14 protein-coding genes and 1 tRNA gene are annotated in these 17,650 nt (G+C 71.5%); 7 read left to right on the top strand and 8 right to left on the bottom strand.

Annotated features, from left to right (window positions below; translation table 11 throughout):
* The first annotated feature begins 3 nt into the window (after positions 1-3).
* Positions 4-588 (top strand): phage tail protein, encoded by a 585-nt coding sequence (locus EBO15_RS10085; protein ID WP_122194077.1) that lies wholly within the window; start codon positions 4-6, stop codon positions 586-588.
* A complete protein-coding gene (locus EBO15_RS10090) occupies positions 585-1,823 on the top strand; it encodes an NADase-type glycan-binding domain-containing protein (RefSeq protein WP_147481439.1) in 1,239 nt (412 codons plus the stop codon). The genes EBO15_RS10085 and EBO15_RS10090 overlap by 4 nt, the downstream gene beginning before the upstream one ends.
* 59 nt (positions 1,824-1,882) lie before the next feature.
* Here the strand turns inward: EBO15_RS10090 and EBO15_RS10095 are convergent, their stop codons facing one another.
* The 6 genes from EBO15_RS10095 to EBO15_RS10115 all read right to left on the bottom strand — a co-directional run bounded on the left by EBO15_RS10095 (position 1,883) and on the right by EBO15_RS10115 (position 7,479).
* Positions 1,883-2,557, bottom strand: a complete 675-nt coding sequence (locus EBO15_RS10095) for a hypothetical protein (protein WP_122194079.1) — start codon at positions 2,555-2,557, stop codon at positions 1,883-1,885.
* A 126-nt stretch (positions 2,558-2,683) separates the two neighbouring features.
* Positions 2,684-4,027, bottom strand: coding sequence for a hypothetical protein (locus EBO15_RS10100; protein WP_122194080.1), 1,344 nt, complete (start codon positions 4,025-4,027; stop codon positions 2,684-2,686).
* Positions 4,028-4,576: 549 nt separating this feature from the next.
* A complete protein-coding gene (locus EBO15_RS10105) occupies positions 4,577-5,626 on the bottom strand; it encodes a ParB/Srx family N-terminal domain-containing protein (protein WP_122194171.1) in 1,050 nt (349 codons plus the stop codon).
* Positions 5,627-5,828: 202 nt separating this feature from the next.
* The gene (locus EBO15_RS10110; protein ID WP_122194081.1) at positions 5,829-6,641 is read right to left on the bottom strand and encodes a CHAP domain-containing protein; all 813 of its coding nucleotides are present in this window, start codon (positions 6,639-6,641) and stop codon (positions 5,829-5,831) included.
* Between the two features lie 430 nt (positions 6,642-7,071).
* Positions 7,072-7,239 carry a hypothetical protein gene (locus tag EBO15_RS44110; protein WP_158628174.1) on the bottom strand — a complete coding sequence of 56 codons (168 nt, stop codon included), beginning with the start codon at positions 7,237-7,239 and terminating at the stop codon, positions 7,072-7,074.
* A gap of 33 nt (positions 7,240-7,272) precedes the next feature.
* A complete protein-coding gene (locus EBO15_RS10115) occupies positions 7,273-7,479 on the bottom strand; it encodes a hypothetical protein (RefSeq protein WP_122194082.1) in 207 nt (68 codons plus the stop codon).
* Positions 7,480-7,699: 220 nt separating this feature from the next.
* On the opposite strand from EBO15_RS10115, the gene EBO15_RS10120 reads away from it, so the two are divergent.
* The gene (locus EBO15_RS10120) at positions 7,700-8,539 is read left to right on the top strand and encodes an STAS domain-containing protein (RefSeq protein WP_122194083.1); all 840 of its coding nucleotides are present in this window, start codon (positions 7,700-7,702) and stop codon (positions 8,537-8,539) included.
* A gap of 121 nt (positions 8,540-8,660) precedes the next feature.
* Here EBO15_RS10120 and EBO15_RS10125 read toward each other — a convergent pair.
* Positions 8,661-8,746: transfer RNA gene (locus EBO15_RS10125), tRNA-Leu, on the bottom strand.
* Positions 8,747-8,873: 127 nt separating this feature from the next.
* Between EBO15_RS10125 and EBO15_RS10130 the strand changes: the two genes are divergently transcribed.
* From EBO15_RS10130 to EBO15_RS10140, 3 genes are all read left to right on the top strand, one after another.
* Positions 8,874-10,181, top strand: a complete 1,308-nt coding sequence (locus EBO15_RS10130) for a M20/M25/M40 family metallo-hydrolase (protein ID WP_378240022.1) — start codon at positions 8,874-8,876, stop codon at positions 10,179-10,181.
* Between the two features lie 143 nt (positions 10,182-10,324).
* Complete coding sequence (locus tag EBO15_RS10135; protein ID WP_122194085.1) at positions 10,325-11,134, top strand: hypothetical protein; 810 nt, start codon at positions 10,325-10,327, stop codon at positions 11,132-11,134.
* Positions 11,135-11,520: 386 nt separating this feature from the next.
* Positions 11,521-13,845, top strand: coding sequence for a chaplin family protein (locus EBO15_RS10140; RefSeq protein WP_158628175.1), 2,325 nt, complete (start codon positions 11,521-11,523; stop codon positions 13,843-13,845).
* Between the two features lie 499 nt (positions 13,846-14,344).
* On the opposite strand, the gene EBO15_RS10145 is transcribed toward EBO15_RS10140, so the two are convergent.
* Positions 14,345-14,530: a DUF5703 family protein gene (locus EBO15_RS10145; RefSeq protein WP_122194087.1), complete on the bottom strand. Its 186-nt coding sequence runs from the start codon at positions 14,528-14,530 to the stop codon at positions 14,345-14,347.
* 252 nt (positions 14,531-14,782) lie between these two features.
* On the opposite strand from EBO15_RS10145, the gene topA reads away from it, so the two are divergent.
* Positions 14,783-17,548 carry a type I DNA topoisomerase gene (topA, locus tag EBO15_RS10150; RefSeq protein ID WP_122194088.1) on the top strand — a complete coding sequence of 922 codons (2,766 nt, stop codon included), beginning with the start codon at positions 14,783-14,785 and terminating at the stop codon, positions 17,546-17,548.
* Positions 17,549-17,650 lie beyond the last annotated feature (102 nt).

A 17,650-nucleotide genomic window follows, 5' to 3' on the forward strand; every position in this document is an offset into this window, starting at 1 on the left:
GCTGTGAGGGGCGGCATCGACGGCCTCGGCACCCCCTACGCCCTCGGCGACCACCTCCCCGCCGTCTTCGCCGACGACGACCTGGCCCAGCGCTTCACCGCCGGGCTGGACGAGGTCTTCGCGCCGGTCCTCTCCGTCCTGGACTGCCTGGACGCCTACCTCTCCCCGTCCCTCGCCCCGCCGGACTTCGTCACCTGGCTGGGCGGCTGGGTCGGCGCGGAACTCCGCGGCGACGAACCCGAGTGGCAGGCCCGGAGCGTGGTGTCCACCGCCGCCTCGCTGCACCGCCTGCGCGGCACCCGCCGGGGCCTCGCCGCCGCCGTCCGGCTGGCCTTCGGCGTGGAACCGGAGATCACCGAGAGCGGCGGCGCGTCCTGGTCGCCCCGCCCCCTGGGCGACTTCCCCGGCTCCCCGGAACCCCGGCTGGAGGTCGTCCTGCGCGTGAAGGACCCGTCCGCGATCGACACCCGGCGCCTGGACGACCTGGTCGCCGCCGCCCGTCCCGCCCACATGCCCTACCAGGTCCACGTCCTCGCGGACACCGCCCCGACGGGCATGTGGACCGCCCGGAACGAGGAAACCCCATGACCCCCAAGGACGCCTGCCCCGACTGCGGAGCCCCAGGCCAGTCCGGCTCGTTCTGCGACATCTGCGGCGCCGTCCTGGACTGGGAGAAGCCCGCCCCGGCCACCCCGCCCCCGTCGACCCCGCCCAGCCTCCCCGACCCCCCACGCGCCCCCACCCCAGAAACCCCCCTTCCCGCACCGTCCCACGCACCCCCGGAGCGACCCCACTCCAGCGCCCCCGCCACCCCGAACAGCGCGACCCTTCCCTCACCGGACGCCGGGGACCTCCCCGCCCCGAACAGTGCGACGCTCCGCGCCCCGTCCGAGACGGCGCCCCCCGCCGCGCCCCCGGAGGACCCGGCCGAACGTGCCCGCCGCCTCCTGGTCCCCGTGGCGGACCAGCAGCCGGGGCCTCCGCCGAACCCGCAGGTCGCGCCCGTCCTCCCCGGCCGTCCCGAGCAGGCGCGCCCGCAGGTCAGGCAGGCCGAGGAGAGGGCCGTCGTCGGCGGCGTGATCTGCCCCTGGTGCGACACCGCCAACCCGCGCGAACGGCACTTCTGCCGCAAGTGCGCGATGAGCCTGGTGTCCGCCGACCCGTCCGGCCCGCGCACCCGCTCCTGGTGGCGGCGGATCCTCCGCCCCGACAACTCCGAGGCTCCCTGGGCGGGCGAACGCCCCCGCCTGCGCCGCGGCCTGAACCGCGTCCTGTTCACGACCATCGCCGCGGCCCTGGGCCTCACCGCCGTGGGCTTCGGCGCGGCCTACGCCGACGACGCCGTGAACGGCGTGTACGACCACTTCGCCAAGCGCGTCCCGGTCTCCGTGAGCGACTCCAAGGCGTCCCACTCCGACCCCAGCCACGGTCCCCGGATGGCCTTCGACGGCCTCGCCGACACCTGGTGGGGCGACGGCTACGGCGGCAGCGGCGCGGGCCAGTTCCTGGAGGCGACCTTCGGCCAGCCCACCGACCTCCTGAACGTCATCATCACGCCGGGCGTCTCCAAGCAGCCCGACCAGTACGCCCGCCAGGGCCGTCCCCAGATCATCGCCGCGCGGATCACCTCGTCCGACGGCCGGATCCTCACCAGGACCCTCCGCCTGGACGACGCGGCGGGCCCCCAGAAACTCCCCCTGCGCGCCCACAAGGTCACCAGGATCCGCCTGACCCTCGAGGCCGCCTACGGCGCCGGACCGAACGTCCAGGTGGGCATCTCCGAAATCGAGTTCTTCGGCCGCTCCTTCGCCGGAACCCGCTGAAATACAAAAAGGACCTGGCCAGGGAGAACCCCGACCAGATCCCTATTCCTCCGACCCGCTCAGCGCGGAGCGACGATCCTCACCGGCTTGTCGTAGGCGTTCCACCCGTCCTCGGCCTTGAACGACGCGGCCCCGGCCCGTCCAACGAACACGAGCTTCGAAAGCCGCCCGTGTGAGTCGGTGTAGAGGTCGATCGTCAGCGCCTTGATGCCGCTGCCGTCGAACATGTGCTTGGCATAGTGCAGGTCCCAGGCCGCGTAGGGCCCGAGCTTGGCCATCGACCCCTTGATGCGCAGATGATGAGCGCTCACGCGATGCCACCCGCGCGCCCCCAGGAACACCGACTTGATATAGCCCGGGTTCGCCATCTGCTTCCACACCCGAACGGTGTCGGCATCAAGGCGATTCTTCTTCCAAGCACCCGAATAGTTGTTGTACTCAAAACCATCAACAAAGACATCTCGCCCAGCAAGGGTCCCATTCTTGACGCCCTTGATCCCCTTGCTCTCGCGCTTCCCCCACCCGCCCTGGGCGAAGCTCGGAGAAAGCCGGCAGTCGAACGAACTGCTGGACAGGTAGTAAGACCCCTTCGGCCCCTGGTAGGAGAGACGGCTCCAGTTGTGAACGGTCTTGGTGGCAGTGCCCTTCACGGTCGCGGCCTGCGCCGAACCGGGGACGGTGACGGCGACGGCGGCACCGAGGCAGGACACGGCCGTGATCCAGCGACGCTTCATCAAGCTCCTCAGGGGGACGCGTTCCAAGGGAGAAAACCCGCTAGATGATCGCCCACGGAGATCGTCCGCCACAACGCCAAAGCGCCCCTGCCGCTGACCGGATCAGGCCGTCGAGAACGCCTGTGCTCACCCGGCCTGTGCCGCCGCGCCGCCGGACTCCGAGGGGCGCGCGTCGGAGGCCAGGCCAGGGGAGGGTGCCAGGAACTCCCGGACGGCGAAGGCGAACCCGATGACCACCGCGAACCAGAAGACCACCAGTCCCGTGGGGTGGTTCCACAGGAGGAAGGCCACCACCGCGACCGCCAGGATCCCGATGCCGATCCACCGCTTGTGGCGACGCACGAACTCCTCCACCGGACCCGCCCGGAACCCCGCCGACTCGGCCACCGAACGGATGCCGCCGATGCCGGTGCTGCACGCCGTCCGCACAGTGGTGGCGACGTGGGACGGGCCGGTGAAGTACGCGCTCAGGCCGACCAGCACCGCCAGCGCGCCCACGGACCGCACGGTCTGCCGCAGGAACTGCACGAGGGCGTCGTACACGGCCCCGGCCGCGCCGGAGTTCACGTCGGCGGGCAGCTGGTCGAGGAAGAAGGAGCGGAAGACGACGAGGGCGATGCCGAGGATCAGCATCGCCACGGCGAACCCGATCGCCGTGCCGATCAGCGCCTTGCGCCGGTCCTTGGCCAGGTAGATGCCCCCGGCGGCGAAGAGCAGGGCGATGACGGGAAGCCAGTTGCCCAGGATCTGGAGCAGCCGGAAGGCCGTCTTCACCTTCGCCAGGGCGGGGGAGTCGAAGACGGTGAAGTCGGTGTGGACGGCGGGGATGTTGGAGGCCAGGCCGAATCCGGAGTCCACCAGCTGGGTCTTGACCTGCTGGACGGCGGGTCCGACGTCGACGGCGACCTTGCCGTCGTTCAGCTTGACGGCGCCGCCGCCCTGCCCGGTCAGCGCCTTGGCCACGGCGGCGTGCGCGGCGGTGATCACTTTGGTCCAGATGGTGGCGAAGGCGTCGCTGGACACGACCCGGTCGGCCACGGTGCTGATCAGGCTGGTCAGGCCGTTGCCGATCGGCCCGCGGAGCGTGCTGATCAGGGTCGCGGTCCTCGGCGGCACGCCGCGTTCGGTGGCCGCGGCGGACAACTGGTTCACCACCGAGTTCACGTCGATCTGCTGCTCCACCGCCGTGGTCACACGGTGGGTGACGGCGGCCTGCACGTCCCGGTTCTTGGCGAGCGGCCCCATGGTGGCGACGAACCGCCCGGTGTCGGTGATCTCGTCACTGGCCCACACCGAGATCACGGACAACATCGCGAGCACACAGGCGACGACGATGAGCGACGCGGAACCGAAGGCCCGCATGCGATGGCGGGGCGGCCGTCCCTCCAGCTCGGCGACCCGTCGCCGGAGCTTCTCGATCTCTCCGTCGCCGGGGTGTCCGGCACCTGCTGCGGCGTCCGTGGGCGGCATGGCCCCTCCGTTCCTCGCGGGCCGGCGTCGCGGCACCGGTGCCGAGCGGTGAGACCACCGCTGGCCGATGGTGCCGCGCGACGCCCTCGACGGCCACATGATCGAACACGAGAGTACAAGGTCGATCACACTCCGTCACCGAGCGGGGCCCCCCGGGGGCATCCGGACCACGGTCCGCTCACGCTGAGCGGACCGCAGTCCGGATAAAGGAGCGTCTATGAAGCGCGTGCGCCATCTCCTGGTCGCGGCGGCGGTCGGCGGTCTCGTCCTCACCGCCTCCGAAGCGGCCGCCCGGCCGGCGTCGTCCCCCGCGCCGAAGCCATCGGCCGACAAGGCGGTCTACGTGCCGCTCCACGGCGGCCGGTGGCTCCCCTGTGAGGGCCTGGCCGGCTGCACCCACAAGCCGCTTGCGCCGGCAAGTGCCTGCAAGGCGCCGACTGCGTCTACAAGGTCTACGACGACCAGCCCTACGACTTCCACCCCGCCAACTGAAATGACCCGCCGCCCGGATCGGCCGACATCACCGATCCGGGCAACGCGGGCAGGGCGTCAGCCCAGGCCGTGCACGCGCTTGTACTCCAGCGCGTAGGCGAGCTTGCCGGGCTTGGACGCGTCGTAGGGCTTGCCGAGCTTGTCGAACTCGCCCTTGCCCTCGGGCGCCCCGGCGTTCCACTGGTCGAGCGCGCCGAGCTGCCCGGCCGTGAACCCGTCACCCACCACCGTGCTCTTCGGCAGCGCCGTCATCTTCCGCGTCAGCGCCTTGACGGTCCCCAGGTAGCTGGCCAGGTCGTTCGCGTTCCACGAGGACAGGTCGATCGGCTTCTCGTCCCGGACCCAGCCGCCCCAGTAGAACTCCTGGAACGGGACGCTGTTCTGCGTGTAGCCGATGTCGCGGCCGAAGTAGAGGAGGCTGCGGTACTTGTCGTCCTGGAAGTTCGACAGGCCGACGCTGTCCGGCAGCTTGTTCACCTTGACCGGACGGCCCTCGGGGTCCCGCAGGTAGTCCCACTTGTTCGAGGCCATCTCCGCCCAGAACCGGTTCCGGGTCAGCGTGCTGAGGTTGCCCAGCACCCGCAGCCGGACGTGCATGTCGAGCCCGCCGTCCGGCGTCTCGGCGAACGACGTCAGCGTGTGGTGCCCGTCCGTCAGGTACGGGCGTCCACCCGGGCCGATGACGACCGTCTTCATCGCCGCGACGCTGTCGGCCGTCTCGCGCCCGACCGGAAGCTGGCAGGTGAACGAGGACGGATCGTCCAGCCGTGCCCCCGGCTTCACGCTCGCCGCCGCGACCCGCCCGTCCGCCTCGCACCAGTCGTCGAACTTCTTGTTGACCGCGTCCTTGCCCAGCGTGTAGCGCCCGAGCTTGTAGTAGACCTCGTCGTACCCGAGGGACGGCTGCGTCGGCTTGACGTCCCCGATCCGCACGTCCAGCAGGTCGCCGGGCTTGGCGCACAGGTAGCGCGCGTACGGCGTCGCGCGCTGGTCGTGCCCGCAGAACGACGGCTTGGCCTGCGCCGGCGTCGCCATCGCGAGCCCGCCCCCGGCCGCCAGCGCCGCCCCCGCGACCGAAACGCGCAGCGAAAGTCCTCTGATCCGCATCGACCAGCCCACCTCATCCAGGCGCGCGAACCTCGGAGCCCGTCACGCGATCACCGGACGTCCCACGACGTCCGTCGGCGACCCTGACGGGCACCGGTTCCGCCCTGGCGAAGCGAACCGGAACAAACCGGGTACTTCACCTGAACACTGACGGTCCCCCGCCGCGCCGCTCATTTCACGACGGGGAACCGGGCTCAGGCGATCAGAAGTGGAGCATCCACTGGAACGCCGACTGGGCGTTGCTCACGCGCAGGTGGTGACGCGTGCCGTAGTGCAGCGGGGTGTTCCAGTTGTACTCTTCGACGTCGAACGACCCGTCCGCGTAGACCTTGTTCACGTAGGCGACGTGGCCGACCTTGTGCACGTCGTTGACGGCGATCGCGCCGACCTTCGGCGTCTTGTCGACCTTCACGCCGACCCGGCGCGCGGCGTTGTCCCACATGCCGGCGTTGCCCCAGGTCGTCTTCCAGTGGTTGTTGAAGCTGCGGACCCCGAGCCGGCTCGCGATCCGGTAGGCGGCGAACGCCGTGCAGTTGTTCTGCGCGAAGCCCCGCGCGTTGTGGTCGTAGTCGTTGCGCGGCGTCTGCCCGCCGCTCGTCGAGCCGAGGAACAGGTGCGAGGCGTTCTGGTTCTTCAGCCCGGAGTTCAGGTTGCCCTTCGCGCCCGGCTTGAAGTCCTGGTACCGGCCGCCGTAGCTGCTGTTGAAGTAGACGCGCACGGTCTTCTTGCTGCGGTTCCAGGCCGAGGCCGCGGAGTTCTTGACGCACTTGCCCTTGCCCGCGCCGGCGCTCTTGAAGTCGTAGCAACCCGGCTGCTTGGCACCGTAGTTGCTGACCGACCCGGTGAAGTCGGAGAGCGACCCCTTCTCACCGCTGTTGTAGTACAGGCAGAACTCGCCGGTGTCGCACTTCCCGTCACGCGCGGCCGCGGACGCGGGCCCCGCGGTGGCGAGGACGCTCCCACCGAGCGCGGCCACGGCGGCGGCCGCGGTCAGGGTCTTGCCGAGCAGCTTCATGCTGTTCCCTTTCGGTTCTCTGGAGCCAGGGGATCGGCCCTGGGCCGTCATCCAGACCGCGAACCCACCGACGCACGGTGCGGGCGACGACGAGGGGAGCGAACAGGAGGCCGGCGGCCACGAGACCACCGGTGGCCAGACGTTTTGCCCGAGGCGGCCCTCATGCTCGCCGATCGCCCGAGCTGTCCACAAGAAGCCCAGTGTTGTCAGCCTGTAAACCACCCCCACCCCGCCCACCTGACACCTAAAACACACGCGATGCACACGTATGTCCAACTCCGGAAAGAGCTAGTGAGGGCCGGTTGATACCGGACCCTCACATACGTGATCTGTGTAAGAAAGGGGACGCCACCACCCGCACAAGGCGCTCAATCGCCGGCGATGCCTGCCAGAGCCGAAACTGACCGGTGGGCCGAGGCTCGCGGGGGTGTCAGCGGAGCGGTCGTTCGCGCCTGGTCGCGCGCACGGCGAGGAACGCCAGATCGGCGATGAGCAGGATGACGCCGATGACCAGCAGGGAGAACAGGCCGTGGACGAGGATGCCGACGATGCCCAGTATCAGCGCGGCGATGACCACCACGAGGACGAAGACCATCACGCGCCCTCACTCCTTCGGTCGGGTTCCGGGCGTTCAGCGGCGGACGAGCCGGCGCTCACCGCCCGCGCCCGGCTCGTAGCGCAGGCCGTAGTGCCGGAAGACGACCTCCTCGTCCTGGGCGGGTAGGACGTCGTCGGTGCTGGTGTCGACGTAGACGGACTCCAGTGTGCCGATTTTGTGGCCGCCTGAGTCGAGGACGGCGCTCGTGCGCCATTCCCGGATGTCGGCCATCTGGATCATCGGGTACCTCCGCCCCCGGGGGGCTGTAAACCCTCCGTCACCCGCTTCGCCCCAGGTCAGCCGACCCCGGCAGCGCCGCGAAAATAATTTTCCAGATTTCCGGAAATTAATGAATTCCCGAGTAAAGTGAAATCTCCCGGCGACGGCGACATCCTCGGTCTGAGATTGTCCGGTCACGTCGGCTCGCCGTGTCAGGCGAACGCAAGAGAAGGTGCCGGCCATGCGGATCGCCGCCGAACGCCGCACGATGATCAGCAAGGCGCCACTCCCGACCCTGCGGCTGCGGCTGCACCCCGCGGCCTCTCCCGGCTCGCCGCGGACGGCGCTCGACGGCGCCTGGTGGCCCCGCTCGGCCGACCCCGTCGCGGAGCTTCCGGCGCTGGTCCTGGCCCTGCAGGACCACGGCCCCATCGACGACCACAGTCCCATCACCCACGTCCTGCTCCGGGTGGGCGACTGGGACGGCCGGCCACGGCGGCTGTGGATCGACGGCCCGGCCGACACCCGGGTGGTGCGGCTGAGCTGGTTCGACTCCCTTCCCGCCGGGCTGCTCACGGCGATCCACGCTGACGGAAGGCGCGTCGACCTGCTCACCGTCCCGGTCTCCACTGCCCGCGCCGAAGCCGAGGCCGCGATGGAACCGGCGTCCCACCCCGCCGGCCACCCGCACACCCCCGGCCTGCCGGCCGCCCTCACCATCTCAGACCCACGACGCCTCGACGAGGTGCGAATGCCCGCTTACCGGCGTCCCGGCCACACCATCGTCGGGTTGTCGGGCGCCCTGGACGCCGCCGCGGCCCCGGCGCTGCGCGAGCACCTGATCAGTGCGTTGCGCCACAGCGCCCGCCTGCTGATCCTCGACCTGAGCGAGGTGGCGTCCGCCGACGTAACAGGGCTGGCCGTGCTGGCCGGCATCCAACGCCGTGCCGCCGGGCTCGGCGTCACCCTGTGCCTGGCCGCCCCAGGCCCGCAGGTCACCGCACTGCTTCACGTCACCGGGCTCGAACGTGTCCTCACCGTCCAGCACGCCCGGGACTTCCACACCGAACTCGCCGCATGACCACCGCCCACGACGCCGCCACCCGGACGCTCGCCGACACCCGACAACGCAGAAGGCCCGATCCCAACCGATCTTTCGACCGGCCCGAATCGGGCCCACACCCCTTGATGGGGCCTTGCTGTGTCCGAGGGGGGACTTGAACCCCCATGCCCCGTAAAGGGCACTAGCACCTCAAGCTAGCGCGTCTGCCTATTCCGCCACCCGGACCGGTGTGGCGCCGCAGCTCTTGGCTGCAGCGGCGGGCTTCACTGTACCAAAGGTCGGGAGTCGCGGCGAAGTCGATCGACGGGGCACCATGGTCGGGTAGGCGCGAGGACGGATGAGGGTGGTTGTCGTGGGTCTGCCGGGTGCCGAGGACGAGGTCGTCCGGATCTGCCAGGAGTTGATCCGGATCGACACGAGCAATCCGGGTGATCACTCGGGGCCGGGGGAGCGGGAGGCGGCGGAGTACGTCGTCGGGCAGCTCGAGGAGGTCGGTCTGCGGCCTCAGGTGTTCGAGTCGCATCCCGGGCGGACGAGTGTCGTCGCGCGGATCGAGGGCGAGGACCCGTCCCGGGACGCGCTGCTGCTCCACGGGCACCTCGACGTCGTCCCGGCGCGGGCGGAGGACTGGACGCGCGACCCGTTCGGCGGGGAGATCGCGGACGGCTGCGTCTGGGGCCGCGGGGCCGTGGACATGAAGGACATGGACGCGATGATGCTCGCGGTCGTCCGGCAGCGGCTGCGGGAGGGGCGGCGGCCGCCGCGGGACGTGGTGCTGGCCTTCCTCGCGGACGAGGAGGCCGGCGGGACGTGGGGCGCGCAGTGGCTGGTCAAGGAGCATCCGGAGCTGTTCGCGGGGTGCAGCGAGGCGGTCGGGGAGGTCGGCGGGTTCAGCCTGACCGTGCCCGGTGACAAGCGCATGTACCTGATCGAGACGGCGGAGAAGGGCATCGCGTGGATGCGGCTGACCGCCGAGGGGACGGCCGGTCACGGGTCCATGGTGCATCCGGACAACGCGGTCACGGCCGTGGCGGAGGCCGTCGGACGCCTCGGACGCCACGAGTTCCCGATCCGGCTCACCAAGACCGTCCGGGCGTTCCTGGAGCGGGCGTGCCTGGCGTACGGGGTGGAGTTCGACCCGGAGAACCCGGAGCGGTGCCTCACGGAGATCGGGCCGCTGGCGCGGATGATCGGCGCGACGCTGCGGCACACCCTGAATCCCACCCGGCTGGACGCCGGATACAAGGTGAACGTCATTCCGCAGGCCGCGACCGCTCAGGTGGACGGGCGATTCCTTCCCGGTTACGAGGATGATTTCTTCGCGACCGTGGACGAATTGCTCGGACCGGACGTCCGCCGCGAATTCGTGCATCACGACCACGCCGTCGAGACCGAGTACGAGGGGGCCCTGGTCGCGGCCATGGAGGCGGCCCTGACCTCGGAGGACCCGGGAGCCCTGCCCGTCCCGTACTGCCTGAGCGGCGGGACGGACGCCAAGGCGTTCGCGCGGCTCGGCATGCGCTGCTACGGCTTCGCGCCGCTCCGACTTCCCCCGGAATTGGACTTTTCCGGAATGTTCCATGGTGTCGACGAGCGCGTTCCGGTCGACGGACTGCGCTTCGGCGTGCGCGTTCTCGACGACTTCCTTGATCGCTCCTGAGAATTCCTGCGGAAGGGCGGGAAATGCCTCCGTCCGCGCGCTCCGTGGTGCTACGGTCACCTTCCGTAGAGAGTGGCTTGACCCGCTCTTGACGCCGTCCGGCAGTCGTGTGGCGGACGGGGTGACCCTGGCAGGAGGAGCTCGTGGACCACATCGCGGCGCGGACGTCGGCGGTCACCGCCGTGCTGCGCCGCGCGGTCGTCCACCGGGCGGTCCACAGGCTCCTCCTGCTGGCCGGCCTCGTCGCGGCGGGCTGGCTGATCGGCGGGGCCGCCCAGGCCTTCGCCGACTCCGCGCCGTCGCGGGGAACGACGGTCGCTCCGGCGGCCGCCGCGCCCGGCGGCCTGCTGCACGCCCCCGACGGGATCGTCCGGGGCGCCTCGGCGGTGCTCGGGGACCGGCCTCCGGTCCCCGCGGCGCTCGCCACCGCGCCGCGCGGCGGGACGCCCGTTCCGCTGCCCGGCCACCCGGCGCTCAGTGTCACGCCGGCCTCGCGTCCGTCCGTTCCGCCTGCTCAGGACCCTCCGGAGGAGCGCGGCACCTCCGGTGTCGACGTCACCCGTCCGGGCGCTGAGGAGCTGACGACGGCACGTCTCGGCCGGACGGTTTCGGCCGGATCCGGGGACGCCGTCGCACGCACGAGCACGCTCACGCGACGGACGGCGGCCGGTGCCGACCTCAAGATCACGCGCGCCCATGTCCGCCGGAGTGTCACGCGGACGGTTCATCGTGGCGCGAACACGCCGGTCACGCCGGTGGCCCCCGCTCCCGCGCAGGCCACCGGGGCATCGGCGCCGGCGGCCGGTCCCGTCCTGTTCGGCGGGTTCGGCGGCGTTCTCCTCCGCCGTTCCTGGACGCCCCGCCGTCCGGGCGCGGTGCTTCTCCGGGTCCTGAACGAGGTCCCGCCGGCCGTGCGCGGCGCGGCGGACGAGCCCTCGTTCGCCCCTGACTGATCACTGATCTCCGGCGCCCGGCCCGAGCGGCTCGGGCCGCGCCGGGACGTGGCCGCCGCGCGCGGCACGTCACCCCCCGATCGAGCGACGCGTCCCCGACGTGGGCGTGAGCCCGCCCGGACGCCGCCGATCCCGACAGATCCCAAGGAACCGACACCGACCGTCCGGCCAGGACGAGTGTTCCGCACGCCTGCCCTCCCGGCGGCCGCGGACGCCCCGTCCCGCCGGTCCGAACCCGCGGACCGGACGACGGCCCGACGACAGGCGGACGGTCCCCCGGGAGACGCACCACCCGCGACGCATCACGCGCACCTCGCATCACGCGCGACGCGGTTCGACTTCATCAACGAAGATCCCCGAAACGGAGCATCATGCGAACGTGGGCCATGGGTACCGCTCGTGCCGCCGCCCTCACGGCGAGCTTTGTGGCACTGGGCGCCAGTGTCATCCCCAACGCGGCGCTGGCCGACACCAGCAACGGAACCGGCAGCGTGCTCGGCGGCAACCAGATCAACGCGCCGGTCTCCGCGCCGATCGACGCCTGCGGCAACGCCGTGGCGATCCTCGGCGTCGCGGACGCGGGCTGCAAGGGCGGCGCGACCGTCCACAACGGCACGGACGGCGGACACGGCCACCAGGGCGGCCACGAAGGCAAGGACCACCACGGCGGTCACGGTGGCAAGGGCGGTCACGGTGGCAAGGGTGGCCACGGCGGTCACGGTGGCAAGGGTGGCGGGCACGGCGAGCGCGGTCGGGACGGCGGTGGGCAGAGCACGTCCGGTGTCGGCGGCGTCGGCTCCGGCAACCAGATCAACGCGCCGATCTCCGCCCCCGTGGACGTGTGCGGCAACGCGATCGCGATCCTCGGGAAGGCGGAGGCGGGGTGCGTCGGCGGCGCGTCCGTCCGCAACGGTGGCGCGGACGGGCAGAAGACCAGCGGGAGGGGCGGCGTCCTCGCGGGCAACCAGGCCCACGCGCCGATCTCCGCGCCGATCGACGTCTGCGGTGACGCGGTCGGCCTCCTCGGCGAGGCCACGGCCGGATGCAGGGGCGGCGCGGTCGTCAAGAACGGTGGCCGCACCGGAACCGGGCAGCGGACGTCCGGGAACGGCAGCGTGGGCGGCGGCAACCAGGCGGACGCCCCGATCAGCCTGCCGATCAGCGCCTGCGGCGACAGCGTCGGGAACGCCGACGCCAAGTGCCACGGCGGGGCGTCCGTCCGGAACGGCGGCCACGGATCCGGACGGCAGACGACCAGCGGCGACGGCAGCGTCCTCGGCGGGAACCAGCTGAACGCGCCGATCTCCGCGCCGGTCAGCATCTGCGGCAACACGGTCGGCCTGCTCGGCCAGGCGGGCGCGCACTGCGCGGGCGGCGCCCACGTCCGCAGCAGTTCGGGCGGCGACCAGCACACGTCCGGGAAGGGCGGCGTGCTGGCCGGGAACCAGGTGAACCTGCCGATCACCGCGCCCGTGACGGTCTGCGGCAACGCCGTCGCCATCCTCGGCGAGGCGACCGCCGGATGCCACGGCACCCTCAAGGTGTTCGGGTCGCGCGGCTCGGGCGCGCACACCCGGGTCGGCAACCAGGCGAACGCTCCGGCGTCGTCCCCGGTCGACGTCTGCGGCAACGACGCCGCCGTCGCCGCGTACACCAAGCCCGGTTGCGCGGACGGCATCGGCGGCGGCTACACCCCGTACGCCCGGCGGAACACCGACGCGCTCCGTCCCGTCCCCACGCACGGCGTGCAGAACGGCGGCCCGCTGGGCAAGGCCCTCAAGGGCGGCCTCGGCAAGGGCCTGCTGGGCAAGGGGCTGCTGGGCAAGGGCGGCGGCCTCGGCTCGGGTGTCCTGCCGGGCGCCCCGGGCTCGGCCCTGTCCGGCCTGCCGAAGCTTCCGCTGACGGGCGGCCTGTCCGGCCTTCCGCCGGCGTCCGGGCTCCGTCCCACGTCGGGCCTGCCCACCGCGCCGGGGATCCGTCCCGCCTCGAGCCTGCCCGCCGCGTCCGCGCTGCGGACCAGGTCGGGCCTGCCGCTTCCCCCCGGACTCCCGCTGGTGGACGGCCTGCCGCTCGTCTCCAACGTGCCGCTGATCTCGGGGCTGACCGCGAAGTCGGACCTGCCGCTCACCTCGGGGCTCGCCTCCGGCCTGCCGCTCGCCTCCAGGCTGCCGGGAGCGTCGCGCCTGGCGGCGGTTCCGGGGCTGTCGCGGGTGCCCGCCGCTCCGGCCTCGCTCGGGACGCCGCTGTCGCGGAGCCGCCGCGCCACGGGTGCTCCGGTGCCGTCCGTCCCGGGGCTGTCGCAGCTTCCCGTCCAGACGGGTCAGCTGCCCGCGCGGCTGCCGCTGGGCGCCGCGCGCATGCCGTCCGCGCCGTCCGGGACGGCCGTTCCGTCCGGGACGGCCGTTCCGCGGGTCGGCGGGCTGACCCGCGGACTGCCCACCGCTCCGGTGGCGCTGCCGGTGTCCGGCACCCTGCACACCCCGCAGGTCGGCGGCCTGACCGACAAGGCCCCGGTCAAGGACCTGACCCAGGGCGCCGGCCTCGGCCGCGTCATGGACCTGGGACGCGTCCAGAGGACCGCCGCCGAGGAGTCCGCCACCAGCGGCACGCACTCGGACTCGGCCTGGGTCCTGGGCGCCGCCGCGGTGCTGACGGCGCTGTCCGGCGCGCTGGCGCTGGGCCGCCGGGTCCGCCTCTTCCGCCGGGCCTGACCGGTCCTGGACGGGGCCGGGGCTCCCGTCCAGGACCGCGTCCGGACGGGCCGCTTCCCGAGGGTCGGCCTCTCGGGCGAGCGGCCCGCCTCCGGACCTCACAGACGCTTTGCCCGTTCCGGAGGCGCGGTCTGGGGCGGGCAAAGCCCTGTTCAACAAACGTCTCCTCTTCCGTCCGGGCCCGCCTCGCCCGGAAGGACTGGCCGCCGGGTGGGGTTGATATGCCCGGATGGAGAGTGAGGTCGAACGCGGACGGTTTTGTCGTCCCGATACGCGGAGAGACTCGTCCGGGTAGGGAGACGTGCTCGCCGATGGCGTGCCGAACGGGAGAGCGGGCGCGGGAGACGCGATGAACGGGGGCGGACGCGATTATGATTACCGGGCGTCAAAGGATTCGTACTTAGTGCTACGCTCCGGACGGAGTGCGCAGAGGGGCTCAAAGGGTGCGGCGTCCGAATGTGAGCCGTCTGACCTGCGGAAACAAGGGTCGGTCGGAAGGCTACAGGGTGCGCACCTGGCGAATGATCTTGCGACGCAGCTGGATCCGGCGGCTACCGTCGGGGTAGAGGCGCAGCCGGTCGAGCTCCCAGCCGCCGTGTTCGGCGCGCTCGGTGAGGATCTGCCGGGCGGTGTCACGGGTGGTGCCGCGCGGCAGTCGAAGGACGAGGTAGGTGTACTCCACCATTGCCCTCATTATGACCCGACGGTGTCCGGAGGACGGCCCGCCGGTGACGGCTTCGGTGGCGGCCCTTGTCCGCAGCCCCGGCGGTGACGTGTCATCCTGTGGGAGTTTCACGGCGGCCGTGGGGTGGCGGGGGTTTCCCGGGCGGGAATGAGCGGCGGGGTCCCTCCGGCATGGAAGCGTCGTCGGGAAGCGTTGTGGCGAAGCCGTCGCAACGGCGGTGAGAAGAGACCAGACAGCGAGGTTGGAGCGACTGTGCCAGCCAAGAACGGCACTGCGAAGGGTGGCCGGTCCGGGGCCGATGGTGGCACCCGCCTGGTGATCGTCGAGTCGCCTGCGAAGGCGAAGACGATCGCCGGGTACCTGGGCCGTGGCTACGTCGTGGAGTCCAGTATCGGCCATATCCGGGACCTGCCCGGGAGCGCCTCCGAGGTGCCCGCCAGGTACAAGGGCGAGTCCTGGGCCAAGCTCGGCGTGAACGTCGATCACGACTTCGAGCCCTTGTACGTGGTCAATGCCGACAAGCGGACACAGGTCGCCAAGCTCAAGAAGCTCCTGGAAGAGGCCGACGAGCTCTTCCTCGCGACGGACGAGGACCGGGAGGGCGAGGCGATCGCCTGGCACCTCCAGGAGGTGCTGAAGCCGAAGGTCCCCGTGCACCGGATGACCTTCAACGAGATCACCAAGGACGCGATCCGGCAGGCCGCGGCGAACCCGCGCGAGCTGAACCTGCGCCTCGTGGACGCCCAGGAGACCCGGCGCATCCTCGACCGGCTGTACGGCTACGAGGTCAGCCCGGTCCTGTGGAAGAAGGTCATGCCGAAGCTGTCGGCGGGCCGGGTGCAGTCCGTGGCGACGCGGCTGGTCGTCGAGCGGGAGCGGGAGCGCATCGCGTTCGTCCCCGCGCACTACTGGGACATCCAGGCCGAGTTCGACACCGGCGGGCCCGCCGATCCGCACGTGTTCAAGGCCGGGCTGGTCGCCGTCGACGGCAAGCGCGTCGCGCAGGGCCGCGACTTCGCGTCCGACGGCAGGCTGAAGACCCGCGACGTCCTGCACCTGGACGAGACGAACGCGCGCGGCCTGGCGGGACGGCTCACCGGACGGCCCTTCGAGGTCAAGTCCGTCGAGTCCAAGCCGTACACGCGCAAGCCGTACCCGCCGTTCCGGACGACGACGCTGCAGCAGGAGGCCAGCCGCAAGCTGGGGTTCTCCGCCAAGTACACGATGTCGGTCGCGCAGAAGCTGTACGAGAACGGCTTCATCACCTATATGCGAACCGACTCGATCACGCTGTCCGAGACCGCGATCAGCGCCGCCCGGCGGCAGGCCGCGACGCTGTTCGGCGGCGAGTACGTCCCGGACCGTCCGCGCGTCTACACCTCGAAGGTGAAGAACGCGCAGGAGGCGCACGAGGCGATCCGCCCGGCCGGTGAGAGTTTCCGCACGCCGGGTGAGACCGGTCTGTCCGGCGACCAGTTCCGGCTGTACGAGCTGATCTGGAAGCGCACGATCGCGTCCCAGATGAAGGACGCGGCGGGCCAGTCGGTGTCGGTGCGGGTCACGGGCACGTCCACCGCGAACGAGGTCGCCGAGTTCGGCACGACCGGCAAGACGATCACGTTCCACGGCTTCCTGAAGGCCTACGTCGAGGGCGCGGACGACCCGTCCACCGACCGCGACGACCAGGAGCGACGCCTGCCGGCGCTCGCCCAGGGCGACCCGCTGTCGGCCCTGGCCCTGGCCGCCGAGGGCCACTCGACCCGTCCGCCCGCCCGCTACACCGAGGCGTCGCTGGTCAAGGAGCTGGAGGACCGCGAGATCGGGCGGCCGTCCACCTACGCCTCGATCATCGGGACGATCCTCGACCGCGGCTACGTGTTCAAGAAGGGCACGGCGCTGGTGCCGTCCTTCCTGGCGTTCGCCGTGGTCAACCTGCTGGAGCAGCACTTCGGCAACCTGGTCGACTACGACTTCACCGCGCACATGGAGGACGGTCTCGACGAGATCGCGCGCGGCGAGGCCGAGCGCGTCCGCTGGCTCACCCGGTTCTACTTCGGGGACGGCGACCAGGGCAGCGAGGGCCTGAAGGACCTCGTCGGCGACATCGGCGACATCGACGCCAAGGGCATCTCGTCCTTCCCGATCCGGGGCACCGACATCATGATCCGGGTCGGCCGCTACGGGCCCTACCTGGACCGGGACGGCGCGCGCGTCAACATCCCCGAGGACATCGCGCCCGACGAGCTGACCGCGGAGAAGGCCGAGGAGCTGTTCGCGCAGCCGTCCGGCGACCGCGAGCTCGGCGCCGACCCGGAGACCGGCCACACGATCGTCGCCAAGTCGGGACGGTTCGGGCCGTACGTCACCGAGATCATCCCGGAGCCCCCGGCTCCGGCCCCCGCCGCGGAGGGCGAGAAGAAGAAGCGCCCCAAGAAGGCCGCGGAGGCGCCGAAGCCGCGTACGTCGTCGCTGTTCAAGACGATGGCGCTCGACACGATCACGCTCGAGGACGCGCTGAAGCTGCTGTCGCTGCCGCGCACCCTCGGCGAGCTCGAGGGCGAGCCCGTCACCGCGCAGAACGGACGTTTCGGCCCGTACATCAAGCGGGGCACCGACAGCCGGTCGCTCGGCTCCGAGGACGACCTGTTCACGGTCACCCTCGAGCAGGCCAAGGAGCTGTTCGCCCAGCCCAAGGCCCGTGGACGCGGGCGCGCCGCGGCCGCCGCGCCGCTCCGCGAGCTCGGCGACGACCCGGCCAGCGGCAAGCCCGTGGTGGTCAAGGAGGGCCGGTTCGGCCCGTACGTGACCGACGGTGAGACGAACGCGTCGCTGCGCAAGGGCGACGAGGTCGAGTCGATCACGATCCAGCGCGCCGCCGAGCTGCTCGCCGAACGCCGCGAGAAGGTCGCCTCGGGCGGCGGCAAGAAGAAGGCCGCCGCCAAGCCCGCCAAGAAGACGGCGGCGAAGAGCGCCACGACGCGGAAGCGTTCGTCGGCCAAGTCGAGCTCCTCAGGGTGAGCACGCCGATACCCTGACCGCTATGACCAGTTCGCGTGTTCCCGGCTCGTCGGACGCCGCATCATCGCCGCGGTCGGGGGCCGCCACGTCAGCTCACCCGGC

The organism is Actinomadura harenae, assembly GCF_003696215.1.
Lineage (GTDB): Bacteria > Actinomycetota > Actinomycetes > Streptosporangiales > Streptosporangiaceae > Spirillospora > Spirillospora harenae.

Coding starts and splice junctions, on each gene's coding strand:
- EBO15_RS10090 (WP_147481439.1), top strand. CDS start 585: ATGACCCCCAAGGACGCCTGCCCCGACTGCGGAGCCCCAGGCCAGTCC.
- EBO15_RS10095 (WP_122194079.1), bottom strand. CDS start 2,557: ATGAAGCGTCGCTGGATCACGGCCGTGTCCTGCCTCGGTGCCGCCGTC.
- EBO15_RS10100 (WP_122194080.1), bottom strand. CDS start 4,027: ATGCCGCCCACGGACGCCGCAGCAGGTGCCGGACACCCCGGCGACGGA.
- EBO15_RS10105 (WP_122194171.1), bottom strand. CDS start 5,626: ATGCGGATCAGAGGACTTTCGCTGCGCGTTTCGGTCGCGGGGGCGGCG.
- EBO15_RS10110 (WP_122194081.1), bottom strand. CDS start 6,641: ATGAAGCTGCTCGGCAAGACCCTGACCGCGGCCGCCGCCGTGGCCGCG.
- EBO15_RS10115 (WP_122194082.1), bottom strand. CDS start 7,479: ATGATCCAGATGGCCGACATCCGGGAATGGCGCACGAGCGCCGTCCTC.
- EBO15_RS10120 (WP_122194083.1), top strand. CDS start 7,700: ATGCGGATCGCCGCCGAACGCCGCACGATGATCAGCAAGGCGCCACTC.
- EBO15_RS10140 (WP_158628175.1), top strand. CDS start 11,521: ATGGGTACCGCTCGTGCCGCCGCCCTCACGGCGAGCTTTGTGGCACTG.
- EBO15_RS10145 (WP_122194087.1), bottom strand. CDS start 14,530: ATGGTGGAGTACACCTACCTCGTCCTTCGACTGCCGCGCGGCACCACC.